Source organism: Anaerorudis cellulosivorans (assembly GCF_025943985.1).
GTDB classification, from domain to species: Bacteria; Bacteroidota; Bacteroidia; order Bacteroidales; family Dysgonomonadaceae; genus Anaerorudis; species Anaerorudis cellulosivorans.
In genome coordinates this window covers 1-23,726 of record NZ_JAPCWE010000005.1, presented here as the reverse complement: position 1 = coordinate 23,726, position 23,726 = coordinate 1, and the positions used below count along the sequence as shown (strand labels likewise).

Genomic DNA, 23,726 nt, shown 5'->3' with positions numbered 1-23,726 from the left:
GCAAATGAAATACAAACGGATACTATTGAAACTCAGTGGAGAATCGCTGATGGGAGAAAAACAATACGGCGTTGACGAAATGCGTCTCGCCGAATATGCCGAACAAATTAAAGAAGTCGCTCGACAAGGAGTGGAAATAGGCATCGTAATCGGAGGCGGGAATATTTTTCGCGGACTCAGCGGCATATCAAAAGGGTTCGATCGGGTAAAAGGCGATCAGATGGGAATGTTGGCAACTGTCATCAACAGCCTTGCACTCAGTTCGGCATTAACCTCCATGGGTCAGAAAAACCGGGTATTCACAGCCATCCGGATGGAACCGGTTGGCGAACTCTATTCCAACCAAAAAGCCATAGAGGCACTGAAAAATGGCGAAATTGCCATTCTTTCCTGTGGAACAGGAAACCCGTTTTTCACCACAGACACGGCTGCCGCCTTGCGCGGAATTGAAATCGAGGCCGACATTCTTTTAAAAGGTACACGTGTGAACGGTGTGTTTACGGCCGATCCCGAAAAAGATCGCAACGCATGTAAATTTGACGAAATCACCTTCGACGAACTCTATTTTCGAGGACTGAAAGTGATGGATCTCACTGCTGCTACCCTCTGTAAAGAGAATAACCTGCCCCTGATCGTTTTCAATATGGACGTGCCGGGTAACTTGAAAAAAGTAATTTCGGGAGAAAATATGGGCACTTACGTGCATAACTGAAAAACAAGGATTAACATATTCAAATAAAAACCTAAAAATATGGCTGAAATTTCTAAAATTAAAAAGGAAACTGAAGAAAAAATGGGGATGACCATCGAATTTCTCGATGAAACATTCTCCCGCATTCGTGCCGGAAGAGCCAATACGCATATTCTCGACGGCGTGCATGTTGAATACTACGGAAGTTTGGTTCCGCTATCCAACGTTGCCACCATAACAACACCCGATGCAAAAACCATCCTGATACAACCTTGGGAAAAATCGATGTTGAAAGTGGTGGAGAAAGCCCTCATCAATTCCGATGTAGGCATCATGCCCGAAAACAACGGCGAAGTGATCCGGCTAAACATTCCACCCCTGACCGAAGAACGTCGCAAAGCATTGGTGAAACAAACCAAGCAAGAGGCCGAAGACGCAAAAATAAGCATTCGTAATGCACGTCGCGAGGCAATTGAAGATATAAAGAAGGAAGTAAAAAACGGACTTGCCGAAGACGTCGGAAAAGATGCCGAAGAAGACATTCAACGACTTCACGACAAATACATCAAAAAAATCGACGAGATGTTTGCCGCTAAAGAAAAAGAAATTCTCACCATTTAAAAAAACAAAGCCGGGAAGAAAAAACCAACGATGGCAAAACACTGCACCAAGAGGTGCCTGCGATGAAAGGAGTGGTAATTAAAAATACAGGAAACACCTATTGGGTGCGTACGGAAAACGGAGAAGAGATCGTGTGTCAGGCGAAAGGTAATTTTCGCTTGAAGGGGATTCGCAGCACCAGTCCGATTGTGGTGGGCGACCATGTGATAATCGACCAAAATCCCGATGGAACGGCTTTCATCACCGAAATAGAAGATCGTAAAAACTACATCGTCCGCCGGGCATCCAATCTTTCGAAACAAGCTCACATTCTTGCAGCAAACATCGACGAAGCGCTTTTGTGCGTCACCGTGCGGTTTCCCGAAACCTCCACGGTGTTTATCGACCGTTTTTTGGCAACAGCCGAGGCATACCGCATTCCTGTATGCCTCGTCTTCAACAAAATCGATTTATACGATGAAGACGACAAGGAATATCTCGACGGACTGATCTATTTGTACCAAACCATCGGCTATCCCTGCCTGAAAACGTCTGCCGAAACAGGCGAAGGCATTGAAGCGCTTCGAGAAAGGATCAAAAACAAAATAACACTGCTTGCCGGCCATTCGGGTGTCGGCAAATCGAGTTTAATCAATGTGCTTCAAAAAGATGCCTCGAGAAAAATCGGGAAAATATCGGATTATCATCTCAAAGGAACGCACACGACCACATTTTCCGAAATGATCAACATCGATACGGGTGGTTATATAATCGATACGCCGGGCATAAAAGGATTTGGCACGATCGACATGATCCCTCAGGAAATATCGCATTATTTCCCCGAAATCTTCCGATTTTCGAAAAATTGCCGCTATAACAATTGCCTGCATATCAACGAACCCGATTGTGCTGTGGTGAAAGCCGTCGAAAATCATTATATCAGCGAAAGTCGTTATCGGTCATACCTGAATATTTTGGAAGACGTTAACGAGAGCAAATACCGATAATTATGTACATTGGCTTGAGTAACGATACCCCGATTCTTGTTGTCCAGATCATTTACATTCTTACTGCTCTGAGTATAGTAGTCGTAGTGATCTCCGAAAACCGTAACCCGATAAAAACCGTAGCTTGGATAATGGCGGTGATTTTTTTGCCGGTTGTGGGAATTATCTGGTATGTAATTTTCGGACAGGATGTCACCAAACAACACGTTATTTCAAAACGCATATACAGCAGGCTGAAGAAAAGACCGTTAAACGAAATAGACACGCAGGAAGAACTCGCCGTTCCGCAAGAGCATACCGCATTGATCACGCTGCTTAAGAACCTCGATCATACTCCTCTTTTAGGAGGAAACGATGTACAACTTTTTACCGACGGACAAGATAAATTCGATAGTCTGTTTGCCGATATAGCCAATGCCAAAAACCACATTCATGTGGAATATTACGCCCTGATGGACGATGAAATCGGCAAAAAATTTCAAGAAGCACTCATAAAAAAAGCACGCGAAGGACTGGAAATCCGCATTATCTACGACAGCTTCGGTTCAAGGAAAGCAAAAAAAGAGTATTACGAAGAATACCGGAAAGCCGGTATAGAAACCGAACCTTTCCTTAAATTGGCATTCCCCGTACTCACGTCGAGAATCAATTATCGAAATCACCGAAAAATCGTGGTTATCGACGGCCGTATCGGGTATGTGGGCGGAATGAATGTGGCCGATCGCTATATTCACGGTTTCGAATGGGGATGTTGGCGCGATACCCATGCGCGTATCGAAGGAAAAGGGGTTCAGGGTTTGCAGTCGGCATTTCTGCTCGACTGGTATTTTGTATCGCAGACGCTTATCACCTCCCGAAAATATTTTCCTCCGTTGGAAACGTACGGCACTATTCCCATGCAAATTGTGGATAGCGGGCCGTTGAAAGAAGAAAGCGGGATTCCTTTCGGCATTCTCCAGGCTATTTATAATGCACAAAAATCGATTTTCATTCAAACACCCTATTTCTTGCCTCCCGACGCAATGATAAAAGCATTGCAGGCTGCAGCCATACGAGGAATTGACGTGAGAATCATGCTTTCCAAACGATCGGATATGCCGCTGGTGCAACTTGCTTCACGTTCCTATGTAAAAGATATGTTGGAGATCGGCGTTAAGATGTATTTTTATAAAAAAGGATTTTTACACTCGAAACTCATGGTGTTTGACGACTCGCTTACGTTGGTGGGTTCGGCCAACTTCGATAGCCGAAGTCTGGAACAAAATTTCGAAATAGATGCTTTTATTTACGATAAGAATATAGGGAAACAGGCACGAAGCATTTTTATTGCCGATCAACATGATTGTGAATACATTTTTTTGAAAAACTGGATGAAACGTCCCCGAATAGAACGTTTTTTGGAATCCTTTGTGCGATTGTTTGTTCCATTATTATAAATAATTTCGTTATTTTTGCGACAAAATAAAAAAGATGGAACGTATATTTCTCATCGGTTACATGGGAGCGGGCAAAACAACAATCGGAAAAAAACTGAGCAAAGCGTTAGCGCTTGACTTTATCGATTTGGACAAGTACATTCAGCATACGTATCAAAAAAGTATCTATCAACTGTTTGAAGAAAAAGGAGAAGAAGGATTTAGAAAAATTGAACAAAAAGCATTGCATGAGGTTGCCGATTTTGAGAATGTTGTGATCTCATGCGGAGGAGGAACGCCTTGTTATTTCGATAACATGGAGGTAATGAAAAAGGCGGGAACGACCGTTTACATTCAGGTCGATCCCGAAGAATTGGCCAACCGGCTTTTGGCATCCAAAACCATCAGACCGCTTATTGCCGGGAAATCGAGAGAAGAACTTATTCCTTTTATCGATAACCAACTTCGGGAAAGAGAACGGTATTATAATAAGGCCGATCTCGTCATTAAAAGAGATAAGCTCATCACCAAAGAAGATGTGTATATAACGGTAAACCAAATAGCCGAACAATTGAAAACCCGAAACAAATGAATTACGAATCTATATACAAAACTTCTTTTTGCGTGCACGAATTGCTGCAAAAAACGGATAAAACGAAAGCCTCACTGATCATCGGTATTCCTAAAGAAAATCAGTCGGAGGAAAAACGATTGGCGCTTACGCCCGAAACAACGGCTTTATTGGTTGAAGAAGGGCATCGTGTGCTTGTGGAAAAAGGAGCCGGAATAGGTATTAATTATCCCGATTATGCGTATGCCAATGCCGGTGCAGAAATTGTGGAGACGCATAAAGAAATCATGCAGGCCGATCTGATTATAAAAATCTCATCACCTACGTTGGAAGAAGTGGAAATAATGAAACCCCGAACCACCGTATTTTCTTTTTTGCAACTGCACCAACTTTCTAAACCCACCCTGGAATTAATGGCCGAAAAACGCATCAATGCGTTGGCTTATGAACTCATTTCCGACCATCGGGATATTTCGCCTTTTGTAACAGCCATGTCGGAAATCGAAGGGGGGTATTCCATAACGTTAGCGGCAGAATTGCTCAGCAATGCCCATGGAGGAAAAGGGATTCTGTTGGGAAGTATCCCCGGAATTTCACCCACCGAAGTGGTCATTATCGGAGCGAGTGTAACCGGAGTTGCGGCTGCAAAAGCAGCCATGGCGCTCGGCGCCATGGTGAAAGTTTTTGATGACGATATCGATAAACTGCGCGATATTCGAAACACCCTCGGACAAACCCTTTTTACCTCCACTTTTCAGCCTAACGTATTGAGAAATACGTTTCGTTCGGCAGATGTTGTCATCGGCGCCATGCAATATGTCAATAAATCCCAATCCTATCGTATAGCCGCCGATTTGGTTCGCGAAATGAAGAAGGGTGCCATCATCATCGATTTGCGCATTGCTCAAGGGGGGTGTTTCGAAACCACGATGGAAGCATGTTTGCCCGATCATCCTCACGTTTTCGATAAATACGGTGTGCTCCATTTTTGCGAACACAACATCACCTCACGCGTGGCACGTACCGCTTCCATTGCATTGAGCAATATTTTTTCTTCCCTCTTTATTTTTCTTACCGATTGTGGAGGAGTAGACCAATTTGCGCGACTCGATAGAGGTTTTGCCGGCGGTTTTTATGTATATTCGGGAAGAATGGTAAACGCATACGTTGCAAACCTTTTCAATCTGCCGGTTAACGATATCGGTTTATTTCTACCGGGATGCTGAGCGGATTCTTCGTTGCAAAAAGTAAAACCAGGTAGGGGAAACGATGCCTTTCAGGATAGAAGACAGGCTGATAGCCCACCATACTCCGATGATACCCATTTTCCCGGCAAAAAACATAGCCAGCGGAATACGCAGCGTGTTGAAAGCGATACTGATAATTGCCGGAATGATGGTTTTCCCTATCCCGTTGAACATGCCTTGTGTGGTAAGTTCCAACATCATAAACAATTGCGATATACCCATGATGAACAGATACTCGCCTCCGGCTTCATAGGCGGCTTTTTCGGGAATGAAGAGAGCAAAGATATTTTCTCCTTTCAGCATGAAACCAAGAGAAACGATTATCCCCAACGTACCCATCAAAAGCAAGGTATAGCGATAGGCTTTCCATGCTCTATCCATGCGATGTGCGGCATAATTTTGTGCCACAAAACTGCCCAATGCCGTCGAAAAACCTTGCGATGTGCTCCAGGTAATTCCTTCAATCTGACCGCCGGCCGTCTGACTTGTCACACCCAAATGCCCTCCGTATATCGACGCAATACGTGCAAGGTTCATGCTGATGAAAGCAAAATACATATTCATTGCCGCAACAGGTAATCCGAGTTTTAATATGTTCCGAAGAGGTCTTTTATGAAGTCGAATAAAAAAAGGAAAGTTACCCAATAATCCGTTTTTCTTTTTTAAATGATAAACAAACAGCATCAAAACAACGACTTGCGACAGGCAGGTGGCTATTGCAGCACCGGCCGAGCCCCATGCCGGAACAGGGCCTATACCGAATATAAAAACAGGATCGAGAATGATGTTTACTATGAGTCCTACACCATTGAAATAAAACGGAATATCGCTTCTGCCCAATCCGATATAAATACCCGAAAAATTCAGAATCAAGAAAACGAAAGGCAAACCAAACGCCACGATCCGCAGATAAATCGTGGCTTCTTCCGCAATATCACTCTGGAGTTTGAAAAAAGAGACAAAAGGATGAGGAATAGCAATAAAGAGTAAGGCAAAGATCACACCCAATATAATGGCAAGCGTGGTGGTATGCGATGCATAAATAGTTGCCTGGTCGAGCCGTTTTGCACCAACTGATTGCCCAATGGAAATTTCGGCACTTACTTTGGAAGTCAAAGCAAGCGAATTCATCATCCACATGATCATGCCAATGGTTCCTACGGCGGCAACCGATTGGCTGCCGAGTCGGCCAATCCACATGATGTCTACCAAATTATAGGTCATCTGGATGAAGCTGACCGCCATTAACGGCATAGCCAGCACGAAGAGTTGACTGAAAATCTTCCCTTGCGTGAAATCGCGTATGTGTTCTGTCTTTACCAATTTACCGGACATATGATCCCTTTTACAAAAAGGGAAAGCAACCAATGTATTGGCCGCTTTCCCTTTAAATGAGCGGAAGACGGGACTCAAACCCGCGACCCTCAGCTTGGAAGGCTAATGCTCTATCGACTGAGCTACTTCCGCAAAATATTTAATGAATGAATAATTCCTCACTTTTGAGGCAAAATTATCCGTCGTTTAGCATTATCAATCATCCCTTTATGTTTTAAGTGGGCAGTGATGGATTCGAACCACCGAAGGCTACGCCAGCTGAGTTACAGTCAGCCCCATTTGGCCACTCTGGAAACTGCCCTTGCCTTTAAGACGATGCAAAGATAATATATTTCCGGCATTATTTGCAATATTTCCGAATGCTGTTTTTTTCGCCCAACGCAAATTCAGCTCAATACATCCATCTTATTTATATCCAATCTATATTGGAATAAAAAATGGAGCCGGATCGCCGTAAAATAAAAAAATGTATGTAATTTTGATTTTCTTTTCAATAGGTTGATGATGAAACAGGAATCGCTGAAAAAATTCATATATCTGTCCATTGCGGCTGCAGTGGTCACTATTTTGCTCAAATTTTACGCTTTCTATCTCACCGGATCGATGGGTTTTTTCTCCGATGCCTTGGAATCATTTGTTAATCTTTTTGCAGCCGTTGTAGCCCTTATCATGCTTACCATTTCGGCAAAGCCTGCCGATAAAGAACATGAATACGGGCATAGCAAAGCGGAATATTTTTCGAGTGCTATTGAAGGCGCACTCATTGTGTTGGCTGCATTAAGCATTCTTCTGTCGGCTGTTCCGCGTTTATTTGATCCCAAACCCCTCACGAATATCGATATCGGTTTAGTGTTTTCATTGGCAGCATCGCTTGTAAATTTAACGGTTTCACTCGTTCTTATCCATAACGGAAAAAAGAAACATTCGCTGGTACTCGAAGCCGACGGTAAACACATCATGACCGATGTTTGGACTTCGGCGGGGGTAATTGCGGGTATTCTTGTTGTAAGATTCACAGGAATTTATATTTTCGACCCGATTATTGCCATCGCTGTGGCAATTAATATTATCTATACGGGTTACCAACTCATCAGTCGGTCGGCAAGCGGATTAATGGATGCTTCCATCTCAGATGAAGCCGTAAAAAAAATAACCGCTTATCTGGATTCGCTTAAAGAACAACATATCGAGTACCACTCGTTAATGACTCGACAAGCCGGTCAACGCATGTTCATCTCCGTTCATTTGCTTGTACCGGGATGGTGGACGGTAAAAAAAGGACACGATTATGCCGATCTCATCGAACAATCGATAGAAAACATGTTTGAAGAACCCGTTAATGTTTCTACCCACATCGAGCCTATCGACGATCCGACTTCCATGAACGACATCGGCATTTACCGCAAAAAAACGGATTAACACAATCCGTCATTCTCTTTTTCCTGAAAATAAGGCCCCAACAAGTCTTCGAATGAATAATAACCGGTTTCCTTATCTGTAAGATGACTAGCAACAAAAAGAACCCCGTTACCAAAAGCTTCTCTTGAAACCGATTCATGAATGAGACGAACCGTTTGATAGGGAAATCCGAATATGACCTCATGCCTACCGACAATTCCTCCAACCCGAATAGAATTGATTTGCTCATCTTCAAGATGAAGGATTTCGGCTATTTTTAACGCTGTTCCCGATACGCCTTTTTTGAGTTTGAAGTGTTCTTCCACAATTTCCACATCAGCCCACGGGGCTATTTTTTTCAAAATTCTGCCGGCTAAGATCAAAAAATTTACACCTAACGTGATATTAGGTGACCAAAACATCACTGTTTTTTGGGATAGATGTTTTAAAAATTCTATGGTTTTTTCGTCGTAGTGAGAAATTGCAGAGATTAACTTGATGTGCCGACGTGCTGCACTTTCTCCATAATAAAAGATACTTTCCTGTGAGGAAAAATCAATGATGAAATCAACGGGATGATCATCCAGAAAAGTTTCGATATCAATATGTTCGATCGAATATATCAACGCAGGATCATCGGTTTCCACTCCGATAAAATCGCGAACGGAATAATATTCCTGTTTCAGCCCCTTACGTACTACAAAATCCAACGTGAAATCAGGATGTTGTAAGATAACATTGGCGACAGCCTTCCCGGCTTTACCAAAACCTATAAGTCCTATTTTTGGCATAATTTTATGTATATCTGATAATCAATAAATTGATCCACATGACTTTAGAAGATAAAAAAAATCGGCATTTAAAAAACGGAAAGCCATGGATCAAAAGTTTTAACTTACAAATATAATAAAAAAAGCAAACGATTATTCCTATTTTTTACCCGTAAAAAGGGCTGCATAAAAAAAAATCAAACGGTAAAAACGGAATTATCGAAATTGTTTTCCGATAGGTGTACATACAAAATAAGGATGATATCACATTGTGATACACCCTTATTTTATCTGATTTTTAGCTAAAATGTCAACTAAAGCGTTTATAGCTTCGCACTTTACTATGCAATCGCACTTCCGATCAGGAAAACACCGGCCAATGCCACAATGGCATAAAGTTCGGGGAATACGCCCAAAATAAGCGTATTGCCGAAAACATCATGCCCTTGCCCAATGGCTGCAATACCATTTGCACATACCTGTCCTTGACGGATAGAAGAAAGCAAGCCCACCAATCCCATAGCCAATCCAGCACCTAACACGGCAGCAGCCTGAATGGAGGTAATCTCCGGAGTCAACACGCCAAAGATGTTCTGAAACATGAAATAACCGGCAAAACCATACAACCCTTGCGTCCCGGGAAGAGCGGTCAATACCAAAAAATTTCCGAATTTACTGCTGTCTTTCTTCAGCGCTCCTATGGCTGCATTACCGGCTATTGTTACGCCGTAAGCACTTCCTACACCCGCAAGAGCAATCATAATACCTATTCCCAAATAAGCAAGTAATAAATTAATGTCCATAATGTTAATTGAATTATTTTGTTACTAGTAATTTAAATTTCTGTTAATTATTTTTTAAACGGATTGTATTTTTTTCCTCCGCCGGTAAATTCGGCATTCTTATAAAATTCGACAAAAGTCAAACGCATGGGATGAACAATGGCTCCCAACGTATTCATAAAAATGGTGATCCCATGTCCAACAACAAAAATGAGCACGGTAACTATGGCTCCTATCACGACATTGTTGTCGGGGCTTATACCAACGGCCAGGCTGTTAAATACACTCGCCAAAATACCTCCCGACAAACCCAACGCAAACAAGCGGATATACGACAACACATCTCCAAGTAATCCTGTTACCATATTATAGGTATCCCATAAACCCAAACCGAAATTGAACAACGGATTTTTTCCCGGCGAGTTGAAAAAGAAAATCAATATACCGGCTGCCAATGCCACAATGGTATGGGCTATGCCAAACAACGGAAAATACGTAGGTAAAAGTACGGCTATACCAATGCTCAGCAATAAAACAAACCAGCCAATGGTAGATAAAGCATATTTGAAGCCGAATTGCCTTTTGCGATTGAAAATTTTGAGCAACATTCCAAACATGATCTGCACAACACCCAGAACAAGGGAAAGAGCAAACATTTGATTGTTATCCAAAAATATTTTCTCTTTCAACATGGCGATAAAAGGAATATTAACCTCGTAAATGTCGAAACCGAAAAAACCTCCGGTCAATAAACCGCAAAAAAAGGCGGATGCACCCAGCACTTGAACCAAAGTCAAAATATCTTTCAAGTTCTTTCCCGGCGATGTTTTTTTAATGATCTTAACCACCGTTGCCACAAGAAACAAAAACAATCCGTAGCCCAAATCACCCAAAGACAAACCGAAAAAAATCATATAAAACGGTGCAAAATAAGGAGTCAAATCGAGCTCACTATACTTGGGCAACGTGTACATTTCGGTAAGGGGTTCAAACAATCTTGCAAACTTTTTGTTGTTAAGCTGAATAGGCACATCGTCCTCGGGTTGCGGGTCTTCGATGACATAATATACGTTTTTAGCATCCATGTAAGTACGGATATCTTGCTCATTCGGTTCGGGAACCCATCCCTGCAACAACATGATTTTATTGTCGGCCACCGGATTGGCACTGATTTGCACCCGCGTAAAACGAATTTCCGAATCGAGTTCTTTTAGTGCAACATTCAACGAAGGAAGATCGGCCGTCAGCCGGATCAGCTTTTCTTTATTATCTTGCAGCTTCGCATTCAATTCATCAATTATCCTGTTCAACTCTCCGAGAGAAACTCCCGGCATTTTCACGGCTTCAAGATTCAGTTGTTGCTCAATATTCTCCTCTTTTGTAATGGTGATAAAATAGGTTTTTGAATTTCGATTATCGATAACCACGGCATTATAAAGATCTTCCCATTCGGGATTGTAATCGCGATTGGGAACAACAAAGAACCAGACATAATATCCTGCTTTTTCGAGTCGCAAAATATTTTCAGGATCAAAATTCCCCCATGGAATCAATGCCTCACGCTCCTTTTTGCTTATTTGCAATTGTTGCATCAGCGTGGTCATCTCCGCCTGTATTTTTTCAATTTCCTGAGGCAAACGATACCCTTTATCAATAGTTGCGGGATTCTCCGGAAGCGGATTTTTTTTATCCCGATATTTTTCGAGTATTTTTTTTGCTTCCGTAAGTTGCTTCCATTGCGTATAAAGGCTCTCCAATTGATCGCTTTGCGCTTGATTCAGCTTGTTTTCGACCACATGCACTACTCCAAGTTCACGAAGTTCATGAAGAAACTGTTCGTATTCTTTGTAATAAACAAGGAAAGTGAGTTTTTTCATTTTTGTTACCATCCTTCTTCCTCCTTCCTTTTTTCTTGATGAGCACGCATGATTTTCTGTGACGATTTGGAAAGATTTTCCTCATCTTCCAAGTATCTTTTTATCTTGAGAATCGCTTCCTGATAGCCGGGAATCTGCACCTTCTCAAACAAATTCACTTTTTGTGTTGTTTTTTTTCGTGCATATTCCAGCCGTTCCAGTTTAATGGCATTAAAATCGCGTCGAATCCCGATTTCGGCAAGAAGTTCCAACATATGTATGCCATCGAGAAACCACTTTGGCCGATTGAAAATGCTGAAACGTTTCGTTTCGAATTCAACACGATTGAGTATCGGGATGGATACGCCTGCGATCTTCTTTTTCGACAGATTAACATCTTTCACCTTTACGAGTGAAGGATCAAATTCAGTCCATAAACCCACCATCTTCTCGTAAGACATAATCTGTTTTTCGAGTTCTGTATCCAGTTTCTCGACTTCTTTTTTGGCTTTTTTCACTTCCATACGCAAAGCCGTTTCTTTGCTTTGCAGGGTTGGCAGTGCACGTTCGCGTATCTGCAATTGTTTTTCCAACTGCTGTCGCGAAGTTTTATTATATTGGAATTTAATGGCCATATTAATTTTTCCAGTACTTATCCACCAATTCTTTCTTCACATTCACTTCTTCGGGTTTGAAATAGGTCGCAAACAACCTCCACGTTCTGTCCAACATTTCCGTAGTATCCAAATTTACATCGATGGCAAGAATTGATCGGGAATACTCTTTTGCGAAAGCCAGCGCCCGCTGATCGTATTCCGTAAGATCGAAACCATTTTCCAGCTTTGTTTTTGCATTTGCTGCATCGGCATACAAACGGACGGCGGCATTCATTACCTGTGGATGATCTTCGCGCGTTTTTATCCCTTGTACGAGCTGTTTTAATCGCGATAGTGAACGGAACGGATCGATGATCACTTTACCCACATCGGTGTCGCGACGCAAAAACAATTGTCCTTCCGTAATATAACCGGTATTATCGGGCACAGCATGCGTAATATCGCCACCGGAAAGAGTGGTTACCGCAATAATGGTAATGGAACCTCCGGTGGGAAACTGTGCCGCCTTCTCGTATATTTTCGCCAGGTCGGAATACAATGATCCGGGCATGGAATCTTTCGAAGGTATCTGATCCATACGGTTTGAAACAATGGCCAATGCATCGGCATAGGAAGTCATATCCGACAGCAATACCAACACTTTCTCGTTTTTGTCTACCGCAAAATATTCGGCAGCCGTCAATACCATATCGGGAACCAATAATCTTTCTACAGCAGGGTCTTCGGTAGTATTCATGAAACTGATAATGCGATCCAGAGCCCCTGCATTGCTAAATGTATTTTTAAAATACAGGTAGTCGTCGTTTGTCATTCCCATACCGCCGAGAATAATTTTATCGGCCTGAGCTCGCAACGCCACCGTAGCCATAACCTGATTAAAGGGTTGATCGGGGTCGGTAAAAAAAGGAATTTTTTGTCCGGTAACCAGCGTGTTATTCAAGTCGATGCCGGGAATGCCGGTTGCGATAAGCTCAGAGGGCTGGTCGCGACGTACCGGATTTACCGACGGACCTCCGATTTCGCGTTCTTCTCCTTCAGGAACAGGCCCACCGTCAATAGGTTCGCCATACGCATTAAAAAAACGTCCGGCCAGCTGCTCTCCCACTTTCAGTGTAGGTGCTTTACCCAAAAATATTACTTCGGCATTGGTGGGAATGCCCTCTGTGCCACGAAATACCTGTAAAGAGACCTCATCACCGACAATTTTTATTACCTGAGCCAGCCTTCCGTCAACGATAGCCATTTCGTCGTAACCCACATGAGTCGCTCTCACCGAACAGGTTGCTTTGGTTATCTGGGTAATTTTTGTATATATCTTTTGAAATGCTCTTGCCATACTGAAAAACTTTTAGCAGTCAACGCAGTTAGTTTAAAAAGTTGACGGCTTATTTATTGTGTTTTTTTAATTATTCTTCTACTGTTTCCAATGCTTTTGACTTGACCAATTCGTCCAGTTTTTTTCGATAATCATTAAATTCTTCCGAATGAAATTCGCAATAATTCATTTGAATGCACATATTGATCATCTTCTTGAAGTAATCGGACACTTGATTGAAATTGTCGAATTCGAATTCGGTTCGACAAATCTCAACCACCATATCGACAATATATTTCTGTCGTTCTATCGGAGTTACGGCATCAACAGGATCGAAAGAATTCTGCTGCAGCAAACAAAAATCAATCAACTCCGATTTCCAGTAAATCACATGATAATCTACCGGTACACCATCGTCGCCCAAAATATTGATTTGCTCGGCAATTTCCTTACCACGCAACAATCGGGTTTTAAGTTCATTTACTTTCTCAATCCAGTCCGGCGAAATACGTGTAGAAACATATTCTTCAAATTCGGGATATTCCAGGTATTTCGAATACGATTCTATGGGATTGATGGCCGGATAGCGCTTTTTGTCGGCACGATCCTGTTCCAAAGCATAAAAACAACGGGCTACCTTTTTCGTATTTTCCGTTACCGGTTCCTTAAGATTACCTCCGGCAGGAGATACCGTTCCGATAAAGGTAATGGAAGCCTCTTGTCCGTTGTTGAGAATAACATGACCTGCACGTCCGTAAAAGTTGGAAATGATAGCCGACAAGTCCATCGGAAACGCATCGGGACCCGGAAGTTCTTCCAACCGGTTACTCATTTCACGAAGTGCTTGTGCCCAACGCGATGTGGAATCGGCCATTAACAATACTTTCAATCCCATTGCTCGATAATATTCACCGATAGTCATAGCCGTATAAACCGAAGCTTCACGTGCCGCAACCGGCATATTCGAAGTATTGGCCACAATGATGGTTCGTTCCATCAGTTTGCGTCCTGTATGAGGATCGATCAGTTCCGGAAATTCCGTGAAAATTTCAACCACCTCGTTAGCTCGTTCACCACAAGCAGCAATAACCACAATGTCGGCTTCGGCCTGACGGGAAATAGCATGTTGCAAAACCGTTTTTCCCGTACCAAAAGCACCGGGAATGAATCCTGTACCTCCTTCCACAATGGGATTCAATGTGTCTATGATACGCACTCCGGTCTCCAAGAGTTTAAAAGGTCTCAATTTTTCGCGATACGTTGTCACGGGAATTTTCACCGGCCACTTTTGAACCATCGTGATTTCCGTTTCTTTGCCTTCTTCGTCCTCTACCACTGCAATGACCTTATGGATGGTATATTTCCCTGCAGAGACAATGCTTTTAACGGTATATTCTCCGGTCAACACAAAAGGGACCATAATCTTGTGTGGTTGAAAATTTTCGTCCACTTCGCCAAGCCACGATCCAGCGGTAACTTTCTCTCCTATTTGAGCAATAGGAACAAAATTCCACAACTTATCCTCGTCGAGCGGATAGGTATATTGCCCTCGCTTCAAAAATATCCCATCCATCTTATCGAGATCGTTTTGCAGTCCGTCGAGATTACGCTCCAGCAATCCCGGACCTAAAACCACCTCAAGCATGTGTCCGGTAAATTCAACGGAAGCCCCTACCATCAAGTTTCGTGTATTTTCAAAAACCTGAACATACACATTCTTCTCGATGACCTTAATCACCTCCGCCATTAATTTGTTCCCATTCAGGTCGATATAGGCAATTTCGTTCTGCGAAACAGGATTATCGACTTCTACTATTACCAAGTTTGAAATAATTCCCTTAACAATTCCTTTTGTTGGCATATGTTGTTTTTCTTTCGTTGTTTTTTAATCTTCGGGCATCGACACTCCCCGCTTTAAATCGGTAATGATTTGACGAAAAATACGTTCACCCTCTTCGGCATTCAATTGAACCCACCGTTCCAAAATCTGTAATTTACATAAATAGGCAAAAATAAAATTGATGTCGAAATAATCGAAAATGGTGTTTTCATCGAGCCAATCCCAACGAAGTTTATCGATTTTACGTTCTCTTTCATAAATATCCGTTTCCTCTGCAATACGTTGAAGAGTATCGAAATATTCGAGCTCACGACTCAAACCATAATCCCGTACATTTGAATTTTCACGAATGAGTTGTGCAACTTCATTATTCCCCACAATTACATTATTGAGGTCTATTCCGTATTTTCGACAATAAATCGCTGTTAAGATATTGCTGATGTTCAAGTTTAATTCGAACCACTCGGAAACGAGCTTGTTCTTCGATTTCCGACCATAATCCATATAAAACTCCGACATGAGATCTTCCCACAATTTACTTTCGTTATGTGCGCTTTCGTCAAGCCACAACCGAATGTAATCCTCAAAATAAGAAGGAATAGCCGGATTTTGAACAGGAAAATCCACATCTACCGAATCAATGGTTTCTTTCATCTCTTCTGCGGAGATTTTCCCTTTCTTGTTCAGCTCGGCATTTTTATTTTTTAAAAAAGTAAGAAGATTTTCGTTATCGTATTTGAGGAAATATTTATCAATCAGCTTTTTATCTTTAGGTGCCAGCACTTCATCCAACATCTCTCTAAAATCATCTACGGTAAAAGGGAGTTTGGTGGAATCGAAAAAAATATCAGGAAGTCCGGCAACAAAATAGTAATATTGATTTTCAGCCATACTATTGCCTTTCCATTATCAGAACAAAAGTTTTTGTATCCGGGGACGCAAAAACCCTTTAAAATATTCGATAAACTCTTCTTCTCCAAATTTCACTTTATACGTACCATCCTCGGGCGAAAGAACAAAACCTGTTTTTATTCCGTTCACCGACTCAATTTTCAGTCCTTTATCCAACAAACTTTTTGCATTTCCGGCAATATAATTTTCCAGTTCTTCGGCATTTTCAACACCAATAACAAGTTTTTCGTCTCTTGCCCAATTTTTTACCAACTCCAAAATAATTTTCTGCATAAAATCTTTGTCTTCAAATGCAGCCTTTACATTGGATTCGGCCAATTTGTCGGTAACGAGATTGACAATTTCTGTTTTCAATGCCTCGATGGCCTGAGAAGCATAGAGTTTTAATTCGGCTTCGGTATTGCTCTTGAGTTCTTGTGCTGTTTTTTCGGCATCCGCAATAATCTGCTGCGCTTTGTTTTTTGCGTCTTCCACAATCTGATTGCTTAATGCCTTGGCTTCAGCAATAATTTTTTCGGCTTCTTCTTTTCCTTTTTCTATTCCTTCGGAATAAAGTTTAGAGGTAAGTTCCTGAATTTTGTCCATAAATATGCTATCTATTTTATTTCCCCATTATCCATGTAAAAGACAAAGGTATAAAACAAAAAAACAAAAGAGGATTAATTCTTCTTAATTTTTTTTCTGACTAAAAAAGGGAGCTGCAAAAACAATTAAAACGGCGACCAAACGATTATTTATTGCAAATATTCCTCAATTTGTCCGCTAATCTGCATCAGCGATATTTCGTAAAGTTTGGTGCGATATTGTGCACTCACAAGCCGTTGTCCGGCCTCAAGTAAACTGTTTTGCGCTTCACGCAGTTCCAATCCCGAAAGATCTCCCAATTTATACCTGTCGATGGCAATTTCGTAATTGATTCGGGCATTTTCCAAGCTCTCATATTCCAATTTAACAAGTTCGATGTTGTTTTGATAGGCCATCCACATATTTGCAAAATTGCTTTGCAACAATAATTGTTGTTTTTCGATCGCCAACTGACGATTTTCAATTGCTATCCGGGTATTTTTCTGCTCACGCTTTCGGTTAAATCCGTCGAAGATCGTAAATCCCAGCGTCAATCCTACTGTAGGTCCCCAATTTCGTTGCTTGTCGATCGTTCCTGAATTGTAATCGTAATGCGTAAATCCATATTCGGCGTTGAGTTTCAGGTACGGATAATTTTGACTTTGAAGCGTTTTAAGATCGAGTTCACTCAACACTTTATCTTTTTCTACAAGCTTCAACAAGGTATTTTCAGCCATCATGCTTTCATGCAATTTATCCTTCGATAAATCTGCATTAAAATAAATGAGCGTATCCGCTGTCACAAAAGGTTGTTCAACATTCTCAACACCCATTAATTCATTTAATCGAATGCGTGAGGTATTCAGTACTTCATATTGTTGGATGAGCAAAGAACTATCTGCATTAAAATCCACTTTTGCCTGCTGAAAATCCAGTCGCGAAAGCGAACCAATCTGATACCTGGCTTCCACTATGCGCAAACGTTCTTCCGAAAGTTGAACTGCGTATTTCAAATTATTAAGCCGGATGTTCTGTTGAACATAATTAAAATATTCTGCCGCAAGATCGGCTATAAAATTTTCGACTTCAAGTCGCGTGTTCAATTCTCCGATGGTTTTAAGCTCATGCAATCTTTTGTAATTGGTTTGAACCTTGAATCCTTCGAAAAGAGGCTGGCTTAAATTGATACCGGCATCCAATGTTTGCGTAGTGGAACCGCGACTTTTTAACGTCTCTCCGTTTTCCTCGGGAAATTGATCGGAATTGCTTTCTCTAAAATTATACACTCCACTCAAACCGATAGTCGGAAGAAAACCCGCATTTCCCAATGTAACATTGTTATCTGAAATTTGCTCTTCATTGCGAATAATCCGCAAATCGTAATTGTTTACCAACCCTATTCGCAAACATTCCTCCAAATCCATTACTTTTTGTGCATCCAATATCATAGGAAAGGAGAAAAACAGAATAACCGAAAAATAACGAATTTTACCCATGACTATGTAAACTTGCTTTTTGTTCTTGAAATTTTCTGTCGGTAGCCATATAAATATACATGGTTGGAACCACCAACAACGTCAATAACGTCGACACCAACATTCCGCCCACCACGGCAACCCCCATGGCAATACGGCCGTTGGCTCCTTCTCCGTTAGCAAATACCAAAGGCAGCATGCCGAGAATGGTAGAAAAGCTTGTCATCAGAATAGGCCGCAACCGCTGTACCGACGCACCTATAACTGCTTCGAGTTTAGGCGTCCCTCCATCCTGGCGCTGATTGGCAAACTCCACAATAAGAATCCCATTCTTGGCCACAAGTCCTATGAGCATGATGATGCCGATCTGACTGAAAATATTCATCGTAACGCCCGTAAAATACATAAAGATTAACGCACCTCCCACAGCCAGCGGCACGGAAAACATAATGATGAGCGGGTCTTTAAAACTTTCAAATTGAGCCGCCAACACCAAAAAAATCAGCACAATGGCCAAACCAAAAGCAAAAATCAAACTCGATGAGCTTTCCCTGAACTCTTTCGACTCGCCACTCAAGGCGGTTCGAAATGTTTCGTCCAATACCTCTTGAGAAATACGATCCATTTCGTCGAGGCCGTCTCCCAATGTATAACCCGGCGCCAATGCCGCAGAAACTGTTGCCGAACTGAAACGGTTGTAACGATACAATTGCGGAGGTGCAACCGTTTCTTCAAGCTTAACCAGATTATCCATCTGAATCATCTCACCGGTGGCGTTTTTTATGTAAATGGATTTGAGATCAAGGGGTGTATTGCGTTGCTGACGATTAATTTCGCCTAAAATCTGATATTGTTTTCCATTCATATAAAAATAACCCATTCGTTGGCCACTAAGGGCATATTGCAACGTTTGAGCAATATCGCGTGTATTTACACCCAGCAAAGCTGCTTTATCTCTATCCAGATGGATTTGTATTTCCGGTTTCGTAAATTTCAGATTGACATCAGACATCCTGAAAACCGGACTTTGCTCAACTTTTTCCATAAACGGTGGAATAAACTCACGAAGTTTGTCGATATTTGTTGCCTGTAAAACATATTGCACCGGCATTCCGCCTCGGCGTCCGCCAAAAGTAGATTGCTGCTGCACAAATGCCCTTCCTGCCGTTTCGTTTCTAACCGCATCCGACAGTGCATCGGCAATTTCCATCTGACTACGCTCCCGCTCTCTTATATCGGGCAAAATGATATTTATATTTCCCGTTGACCCGGACACACGGGTAATGTTCGACTCACGTTCCGGTACAACAGAATCTGCAATCAACGAAATTTCGGAAGTATAATCCCTCACGTATTCAAATGTTGCCCCTTCGGGAGCTGTCGTACGTATGCTTACCTGTGAACGGTCTTCCAGTGGTGCCAATTCGGAAGGGACAGCCCCCCAAAGCACGACAATACTAACCAAAATGATTGCGATAAGAGGGAATATCAGCTTTTTATGATGAATTACTGTCCGCAGCATATTTTCGTATACCGCATTGATTTTCTCGAAAAAAGGCTCGGTCACCTCATAGAGTTTGTTGTGTCTTTCCTGTTTTTTCAACATCTTTCCGGAAAGCATCGGCGTAAATGTCAAAGCCACAAAAGCAGAAATAAGCACCGAGCCACCGATAACCAAACTAAATTCCCTGAAAAGTCGGCCGGTCATTCCTTCCATAAACACAATAGGAAAAAATACCGATACCAAAGTTATGGTAGTGGAAATGATGGCAAAAAAGATTTCTTTTGATCCTTCTATAGCCGCTTCGCGGGGTTTCATCCCCTGTTCAATTTTCCGATAAATATTTTCGGTCACCACAATAGCATCATCCACTACCAATCCCACCGAAAGTACTACGGCAAGCATGGAAAGTACATTGATGGAAAATCCTGCGATAAACATCACGAAAAAAGCGCCCACCAACGATATCGGGATAACAACCGTAGGAATCATGGTCACACGCCACTCACGCAAAAAAACAAAAATTATAAACACCACCAGCAGAAAGGCAACAACAATGGTATCCTGCACTTCCTTAATGGAAGCCCGAACAAACTTGGTACTGTCATACACTACATCCACCTTTACATCGTCGGGCAAGTCTTTTTGCATGGTCTCCAAGCGTTTATATACATTATCGGCAATCTCTATCTGATTTGATCCCGGCTGAGGAATAATAACAACATTTACCATCGGAACACCGTTGCGGCGAAGGATATTTTTCCGATTCTCGGTATCGATTTCGGCAAAACCGATATCCCTAAAACGAACAACACGCCTGTCGTCTTCTTTAAGAATAAGATCGTTGAATTCTTCCGGTGTTTTCATCAGACCTAAGGTACGGATGGACAATTCAATCAGATCACCCTCTACGCTTCCCGAAGGCAATTCGATATTTTCTTTGTCCAGGGCATTTTTTACTTCAACCGGCGTTACCCCGTAGGCAGCCATTTTCATGGGATCGAGCCACAAACGCATGGCATAACGATTTTCCCCCCATATATCCACGGCACTAACATTAGAAATGGTCTGCAGTTGCTCTTTTACGGTAAGTTCGGCTATTTCGCTGATCTCGAGAAGCGAACGTTTGGGACTTTGCACCGTAATCTGCATGATAGGCACAGCATCGGCATCGGCTTTCGAAACCGTGGGAGGATCAACATCGCGAGGCAGATAGCGTTGTGCACGCGAAACCTTGTCGCGCACATCATTTGCTGCCGTTTCCAAATCGACACTCAACTCAAACTCCACAGTAATGCGGCAAGAACCTTGGCTGCTCTGACTGGTAAGCGATCGGATTCCGGGTATGCCGTTGATATTCTGTTCAAGCGGTTCTGTAATCTGATTTTCGATCACTTCGGCATTGGCTCCCGGATAAGAAACGCTTACGGTAATGATGGGATTATCCACATTGGGATACTCGCGTATGGGTAAACTCACATAACCAATAATACCAAACAGAATAATTACCAATACAAATACCGTTGCAAGTACCGGTCTCTTAATACTTAATTCGGATATATTCATTTTCTAATCTGCCGTATTGGGTACCATTGTTTCGATTTTCACAGGCATGCCGTCTCTCAGCTGCATCACACCCGATACCAGCAACGTATCACCCGCGTTCAATCCTTCTATAATCTGCACAGACGAAGCAGTTCGCAATCCTTTGGTTATCGTTACGCGTTTAGCCTTCCCATTGTCATAAACATAGGCAATATCCCGCCCCATCTCTGCAATTGCAGAGATGGCAGGAATCACAATAGCCTGCTCTATTTTGCTCAACTCAATCTCGACGGTTGCCGACTGTCCGGGTTTAATTTTTCCGTCGGTATTGGGATAAAGGGCTCTGGCTTTAAGGGAAAACGTTTTTTCATCCAACTGAGATTCAATGGCATATACCGAAGCGTGATAAGTGTTTAAATCGTTATCCACTTTAAAAGCAAGAGAAGTGCCCGGTTTAATTTCGTTAGCCTGATTTTCATTCACCGAAAATTCCACTTTTAAGGGCGATATTTTTGTTAGTTTTGCCACTACTACCGAAGGTGATGCGTATGCACCTTCACTGACAAACCTTAAACCAATAATACCACTGAAAGGTGCTCTCAATTCAGTTTGTGCAATTCGTGCCCTGGTTAGTTCAATATCGGCATTTAACGTTTCTAACTCGGTGATCACGGTTTGATAGGTTTCCTGACTCACAGCATCTTTTTCAAGAAGAGTCCGTTGTCTGTAAACCCTTGCTTCGGCCAACGGCAACTGAGCTTCCAGTTTTTTCAGCTCAGCTTTCAATGGTTCATCGTTTACTTTTGCCAGTAATGCCCCCTTTTGTACTTGTGATCCTTCCTCAAAATAAATAGCGGTAATTTTCCCGGACGTTTCAAATGTAAGATCAACTTCCTCGTCAGGCAACAACACCCCTTTTGAACGAAACATATTCTGCAATGTCTGTGGCCGCAAAACGGTAGCGTTCACAACCAACTCAGTCCGGCTCATTCTACTGTCGCCTCGCTTTATATCGCCACTATCCGATGTAAATAAAATCTTGATCTGAGGAAAAAAAATCATTCCCAATAGAAGTAAAACAATGAAAATGACGACAATTATTCTGGTTTTTATGTTCATTGATACGAATAATTTTTCTAAAAGTAGCTATTATCTCATTATTCGCAAAAGTAGATCTTTTACTTTTAAGTTTTTTTTTCTAAAATAATAACAACATGACTCGATTATAAAATCAAAATAAAATACGTATTTTTGAAATCGAATCATTCATTTTTTTCATTCACAATTTATAATTTATAAATCATGAATCGTTTTACTGTATTTTTTATTGTATCATTAATTATGTGTTTCACAACAGATCTTGTTGCTCAAGACTGGGCAAACCTGAATCGCTTTAAAGAAGAAAATCTAAAAATCGGCTTGCCAAAAGAAAATGAAGATCGTGTAGTTTTCATGGGAAATTCGATAACAGAAGGTTGGATTCGAGAAGTTCCTGAATTTTTTGCCGGCCGTCCCTACATCAATAGGGGGATTAGTGGACAAACAACGCCCCAAATGCTTATTCGTTTTCGTCAGGATGTTATTAAACTTCAACCCAAAGTGGTTGTAATTCTTGCCGGGACCAATGATATTGCAGGGAACACCGGTCCTTCCACTTTGGAAATGATTGAAGATAATTTATATTCTATGGCAGAATTGGCTCAAGTTCATGGCATACAAGTTGTATTGTGTACGATACTCCCCGCTGTAGACTATCCATGGCGTCCGGGATTGAATCCGGCTCCCAAAATAATGGAACTCAACCGTCGTATAAAAGAATATGCGCACAATCACCATGCAATTTATTGCGATTATTTTTCGGCGATGGCAGATGAAAATAACGGATTACCCAAAGAACTTTCAGAAGATGGTGTTCATCCTAATAAGAAAGGTTATGCCCTTATGGCTCCTCTTGTAGAATCTGCCATATCAGAGGCGCTGACTCGCAGTAAGTTGTTATCTGTTTCCCCCTTGCGATGACAGGTCCGATCCGAACCGCCGGGCGGGGCGGGATTGTCGGGGCGGGGGTAAAAAACGGAAAAAGCCTTCGACGGAAAGATATACTTCCGCGAAGGCTTCTGCGTAGTGCAAGACGGCGGCTGCCTGCTCTCCCGCATTGTTGTGCAGTACCATCGGTGCTGTCGGGCTTAACTTCTCTGTTCGGAATGGGAAGAGGTGGATCCCCGATGCCTCGGCCGCCTTAATCTCTTTTTAAATAACACGACGGACAAAAAAGAAAAGATACA

At 42.0% G+C, this 23,726-nt stretch carries 20 protein-coding genes, 2 tRNA genes and 1 rRNA gene; 8 read left to right on the top strand and 15 right to left on the bottom strand.

Annotated features, from left to right (window positions below; all coding sequences use genetic code 11):
- Positions 1-4 precede the first annotated feature (4 nt).
- The 6 genes from pyrH (at position 5) to OLM34_RS03740 (ending at position 5,510) form a co-directional block, all read left to right on the top strand.
- Positions 5-712: a UMP kinase gene (gene pyrH / locus OLM34_RS03765; RefSeq protein ID WP_264405355.1), complete on the top strand. Its 708-nt coding sequence runs from the start codon at positions 5-7 to the stop codon at positions 710-712.
- A 39-nt stretch (positions 713-751) separates the two neighbouring features.
- The gene (gene frr / locus OLM34_RS03760) at positions 752-1,312 is read left to right on the top strand and encodes a ribosome recycling factor (RefSeq protein WP_264405353.1); all 561 of its coding nucleotides are present in this window, start codon (positions 752-754) and stop codon (positions 1,310-1,312) included.
- Between the two features lie 62 nt (positions 1,313-1,374).
- Positions 1,375-2,298, top strand: coding sequence for a ribosome small subunit-dependent GTPase A (gene rsgA, locus OLM34_RS03755; RefSeq protein WP_264405351.1), 924 nt, complete (start codon positions 1,375-1,377; stop codon positions 2,296-2,298).
- A gap of 2 nt (positions 2,299-2,300) precedes the next feature.
- A complete protein-coding gene (gene cls, locus OLM34_RS03750) occupies positions 2,301-3,734 on the top strand; it encodes a cardiolipin synthase (protein ID WP_264405349.1) in 1,434 nt (477 codons plus the stop codon).
- 34 nt (positions 3,735-3,768) lie between these two features.
- Entirely contained in the window at positions 3,769-4,305 is a 537-nt protein-coding gene (locus tag OLM34_RS03745) for a shikimate kinase (RefSeq protein ID WP_264405347.1), read from the top strand.
- A complete protein-coding gene (locus OLM34_RS03740) occupies positions 4,302-5,510 on the top strand; it encodes an alanine dehydrogenase (RefSeq protein WP_264405346.1) in 1,209 nt (402 codons plus the stop codon). Before OLM34_RS03745 ends, OLM34_RS03740 begins: the two co-directional genes overlap by 4 nt.
- On the opposite strand, the gene OLM34_RS03735 is transcribed toward OLM34_RS03740, so the two are convergent.
- From OLM34_RS03735 to OLM34_RS03725, 3 genes are all read right to left on the bottom strand, one after another.
- On the bottom strand, positions 5,496-6,866 hold the full coding sequence (locus OLM34_RS03735) for an MATE family efflux transporter (RefSeq protein ID WP_264405345.1): 1,371 nt from the start codon (positions 6,864-6,866) through the stop codon (positions 5,496-5,498). The two genes, OLM34_RS03740 and OLM34_RS03735, sit on opposite strands and share 15 nt — an antisense overlap.
- Before the next feature lie 59 nt (positions 6,867-6,925).
- Positions 6,926-6,998 (bottom strand) — tRNA-Gly (locus OLM34_RS03730).
- Positions 6,999-7,085: 87 nt separating this feature from the next.
- Positions 7,086-7,167, bottom strand: a tRNA-Tyr gene (locus OLM34_RS03725).
- Positions 7,168-7,367: 200 nt separating this feature from the next.
- On the opposite strand from OLM34_RS03725, the gene OLM34_RS03720 reads away from it, so the two are divergent.
- Positions 7,368-8,285 carry a cation diffusion facilitator family transporter gene (locus OLM34_RS03720; protein WP_264405344.1) on the top strand — a complete coding sequence of 306 codons (918 nt, stop codon included), beginning with the start codon at positions 7,368-7,370 and terminating at the stop codon, positions 8,283-8,285.
- Here OLM34_RS03720 and OLM34_RS03715 read toward each other — a convergent pair.
- The 11 genes from OLM34_RS03715 to OLM34_RS03665 form a co-directional block, all read right to left on the bottom strand.
- Positions 8,282-9,055, bottom strand: coding sequence for a 4-hydroxy-tetrahydrodipicolinate reductase (locus tag OLM34_RS03715; protein ID WP_264405343.1), 774 nt, complete (start codon positions 9,053-9,055; stop codon positions 8,282-8,284). The two genes, OLM34_RS03720 and OLM34_RS03715, sit on opposite strands and share 4 nt — an antisense overlap.
- A 320-nt stretch (positions 9,056-9,375) precedes the next feature.
- On the bottom strand, positions 9,376-9,837 hold the full coding sequence (locus tag OLM34_RS03710; protein ID WP_264405342.1) for a V-type ATP synthase subunit K: 462 nt from the start codon (positions 9,835-9,837) through the stop codon (positions 9,376-9,378).
- Positions 9,838-9,884: 47 nt separating this feature from the next.
- Positions 9,885-11,705 (bottom strand): V-type ATP synthase subunit I, encoded by a 1,821-nt coding sequence (locus tag OLM34_RS03705; RefSeq protein WP_264405341.1) that lies wholly within the window; start codon positions 11,703-11,705, stop codon positions 9,885-9,887.
- Positions 11,699-12,307, bottom strand: coding sequence for a V-type ATP synthase subunit D (locus tag OLM34_RS03700; RefSeq protein ID WP_264405340.1), 609 nt, complete (start codon positions 12,305-12,307; stop codon positions 11,699-11,701). The genes OLM34_RS03705 and OLM34_RS03700 overlap by 7 nt, the downstream gene beginning before the upstream one ends.
- Before the next feature lies 1 nt (position 12,308).
- Complete coding sequence (locus tag OLM34_RS03695) at positions 12,309-13,625, bottom strand: V-type ATP synthase subunit B (protein WP_264405338.1); 1,317 nt, start codon at positions 13,623-13,625, stop codon at positions 12,309-12,311.
- A gap of 70 nt (positions 13,626-13,695) precedes the next feature.
- A complete protein-coding gene (locus tag OLM34_RS03690; RefSeq protein ID WP_264405336.1) occupies positions 13,696-15,465 on the bottom strand; it encodes a V-type ATP synthase subunit A in 1,770 nt (589 codons plus the stop codon).
- 24 nt (positions 15,466-15,489) lie between these two features.
- Positions 15,490-16,335, bottom strand: a complete 846-nt coding sequence (locus OLM34_RS03685; protein WP_264405335.1) for a DUF2764 domain-containing protein — start codon at positions 16,333-16,335, stop codon at positions 15,490-15,492.
- A gap of 18 nt (positions 16,336-16,353) precedes the next feature.
- Positions 16,354-16,941, bottom strand: coding sequence for a V-type ATP synthase subunit E family protein (locus OLM34_RS03680; RefSeq protein ID WP_264405333.1), 588 nt, complete (start codon positions 16,939-16,941; stop codon positions 16,354-16,356).
- A 149-nt stretch (positions 16,942-17,090) separates the two neighbouring features.
- Positions 17,091-18,416, bottom strand: coding sequence for a TolC family protein (locus OLM34_RS03675; RefSeq protein ID WP_264405332.1), 1,326 nt, complete (start codon positions 18,414-18,416; stop codon positions 17,091-17,093).
- Positions 18,409-21,462: an efflux RND transporter permease subunit gene (locus tag OLM34_RS03670; protein WP_264405331.1), complete on the bottom strand. Its 3,054-nt coding sequence runs from the start codon at positions 21,460-21,462 to the stop codon at positions 18,409-18,411. The genes OLM34_RS03675 and OLM34_RS03670 overlap by 8 nt, the downstream gene beginning before the upstream one ends.
- A 3-nt stretch (positions 21,463-21,465) precedes the next feature.
- Complete coding sequence (locus tag OLM34_RS03665) at positions 21,466-22,560, bottom strand: efflux RND transporter periplasmic adaptor subunit (RefSeq protein WP_264405330.1); 1,095 nt, start codon at positions 22,558-22,560, stop codon at positions 21,466-21,468.
- Between the two features lie 222 nt (positions 22,561-22,782).
- Between OLM34_RS03665 and OLM34_RS03660 the strand changes: the two genes are divergently transcribed.
- Entirely contained in the window at positions 22,783-23,460 is a 678-nt protein-coding gene (locus OLM34_RS03660; protein WP_264405328.1) for an SGNH/GDSL hydrolase family protein, read from the top strand.
- A 110-nt stretch (positions 23,461-23,570) separates the two neighbouring features.
- Here the strand turns inward: OLM34_RS03660 and rrf are convergent.
- Positions 23,571-23,683, bottom strand: a 5S ribosomal RNA gene (gene rrf / locus OLM34_RS03655).
- Between the last annotated feature and the right edge of the window lie 43 nt (positions 23,684-23,726).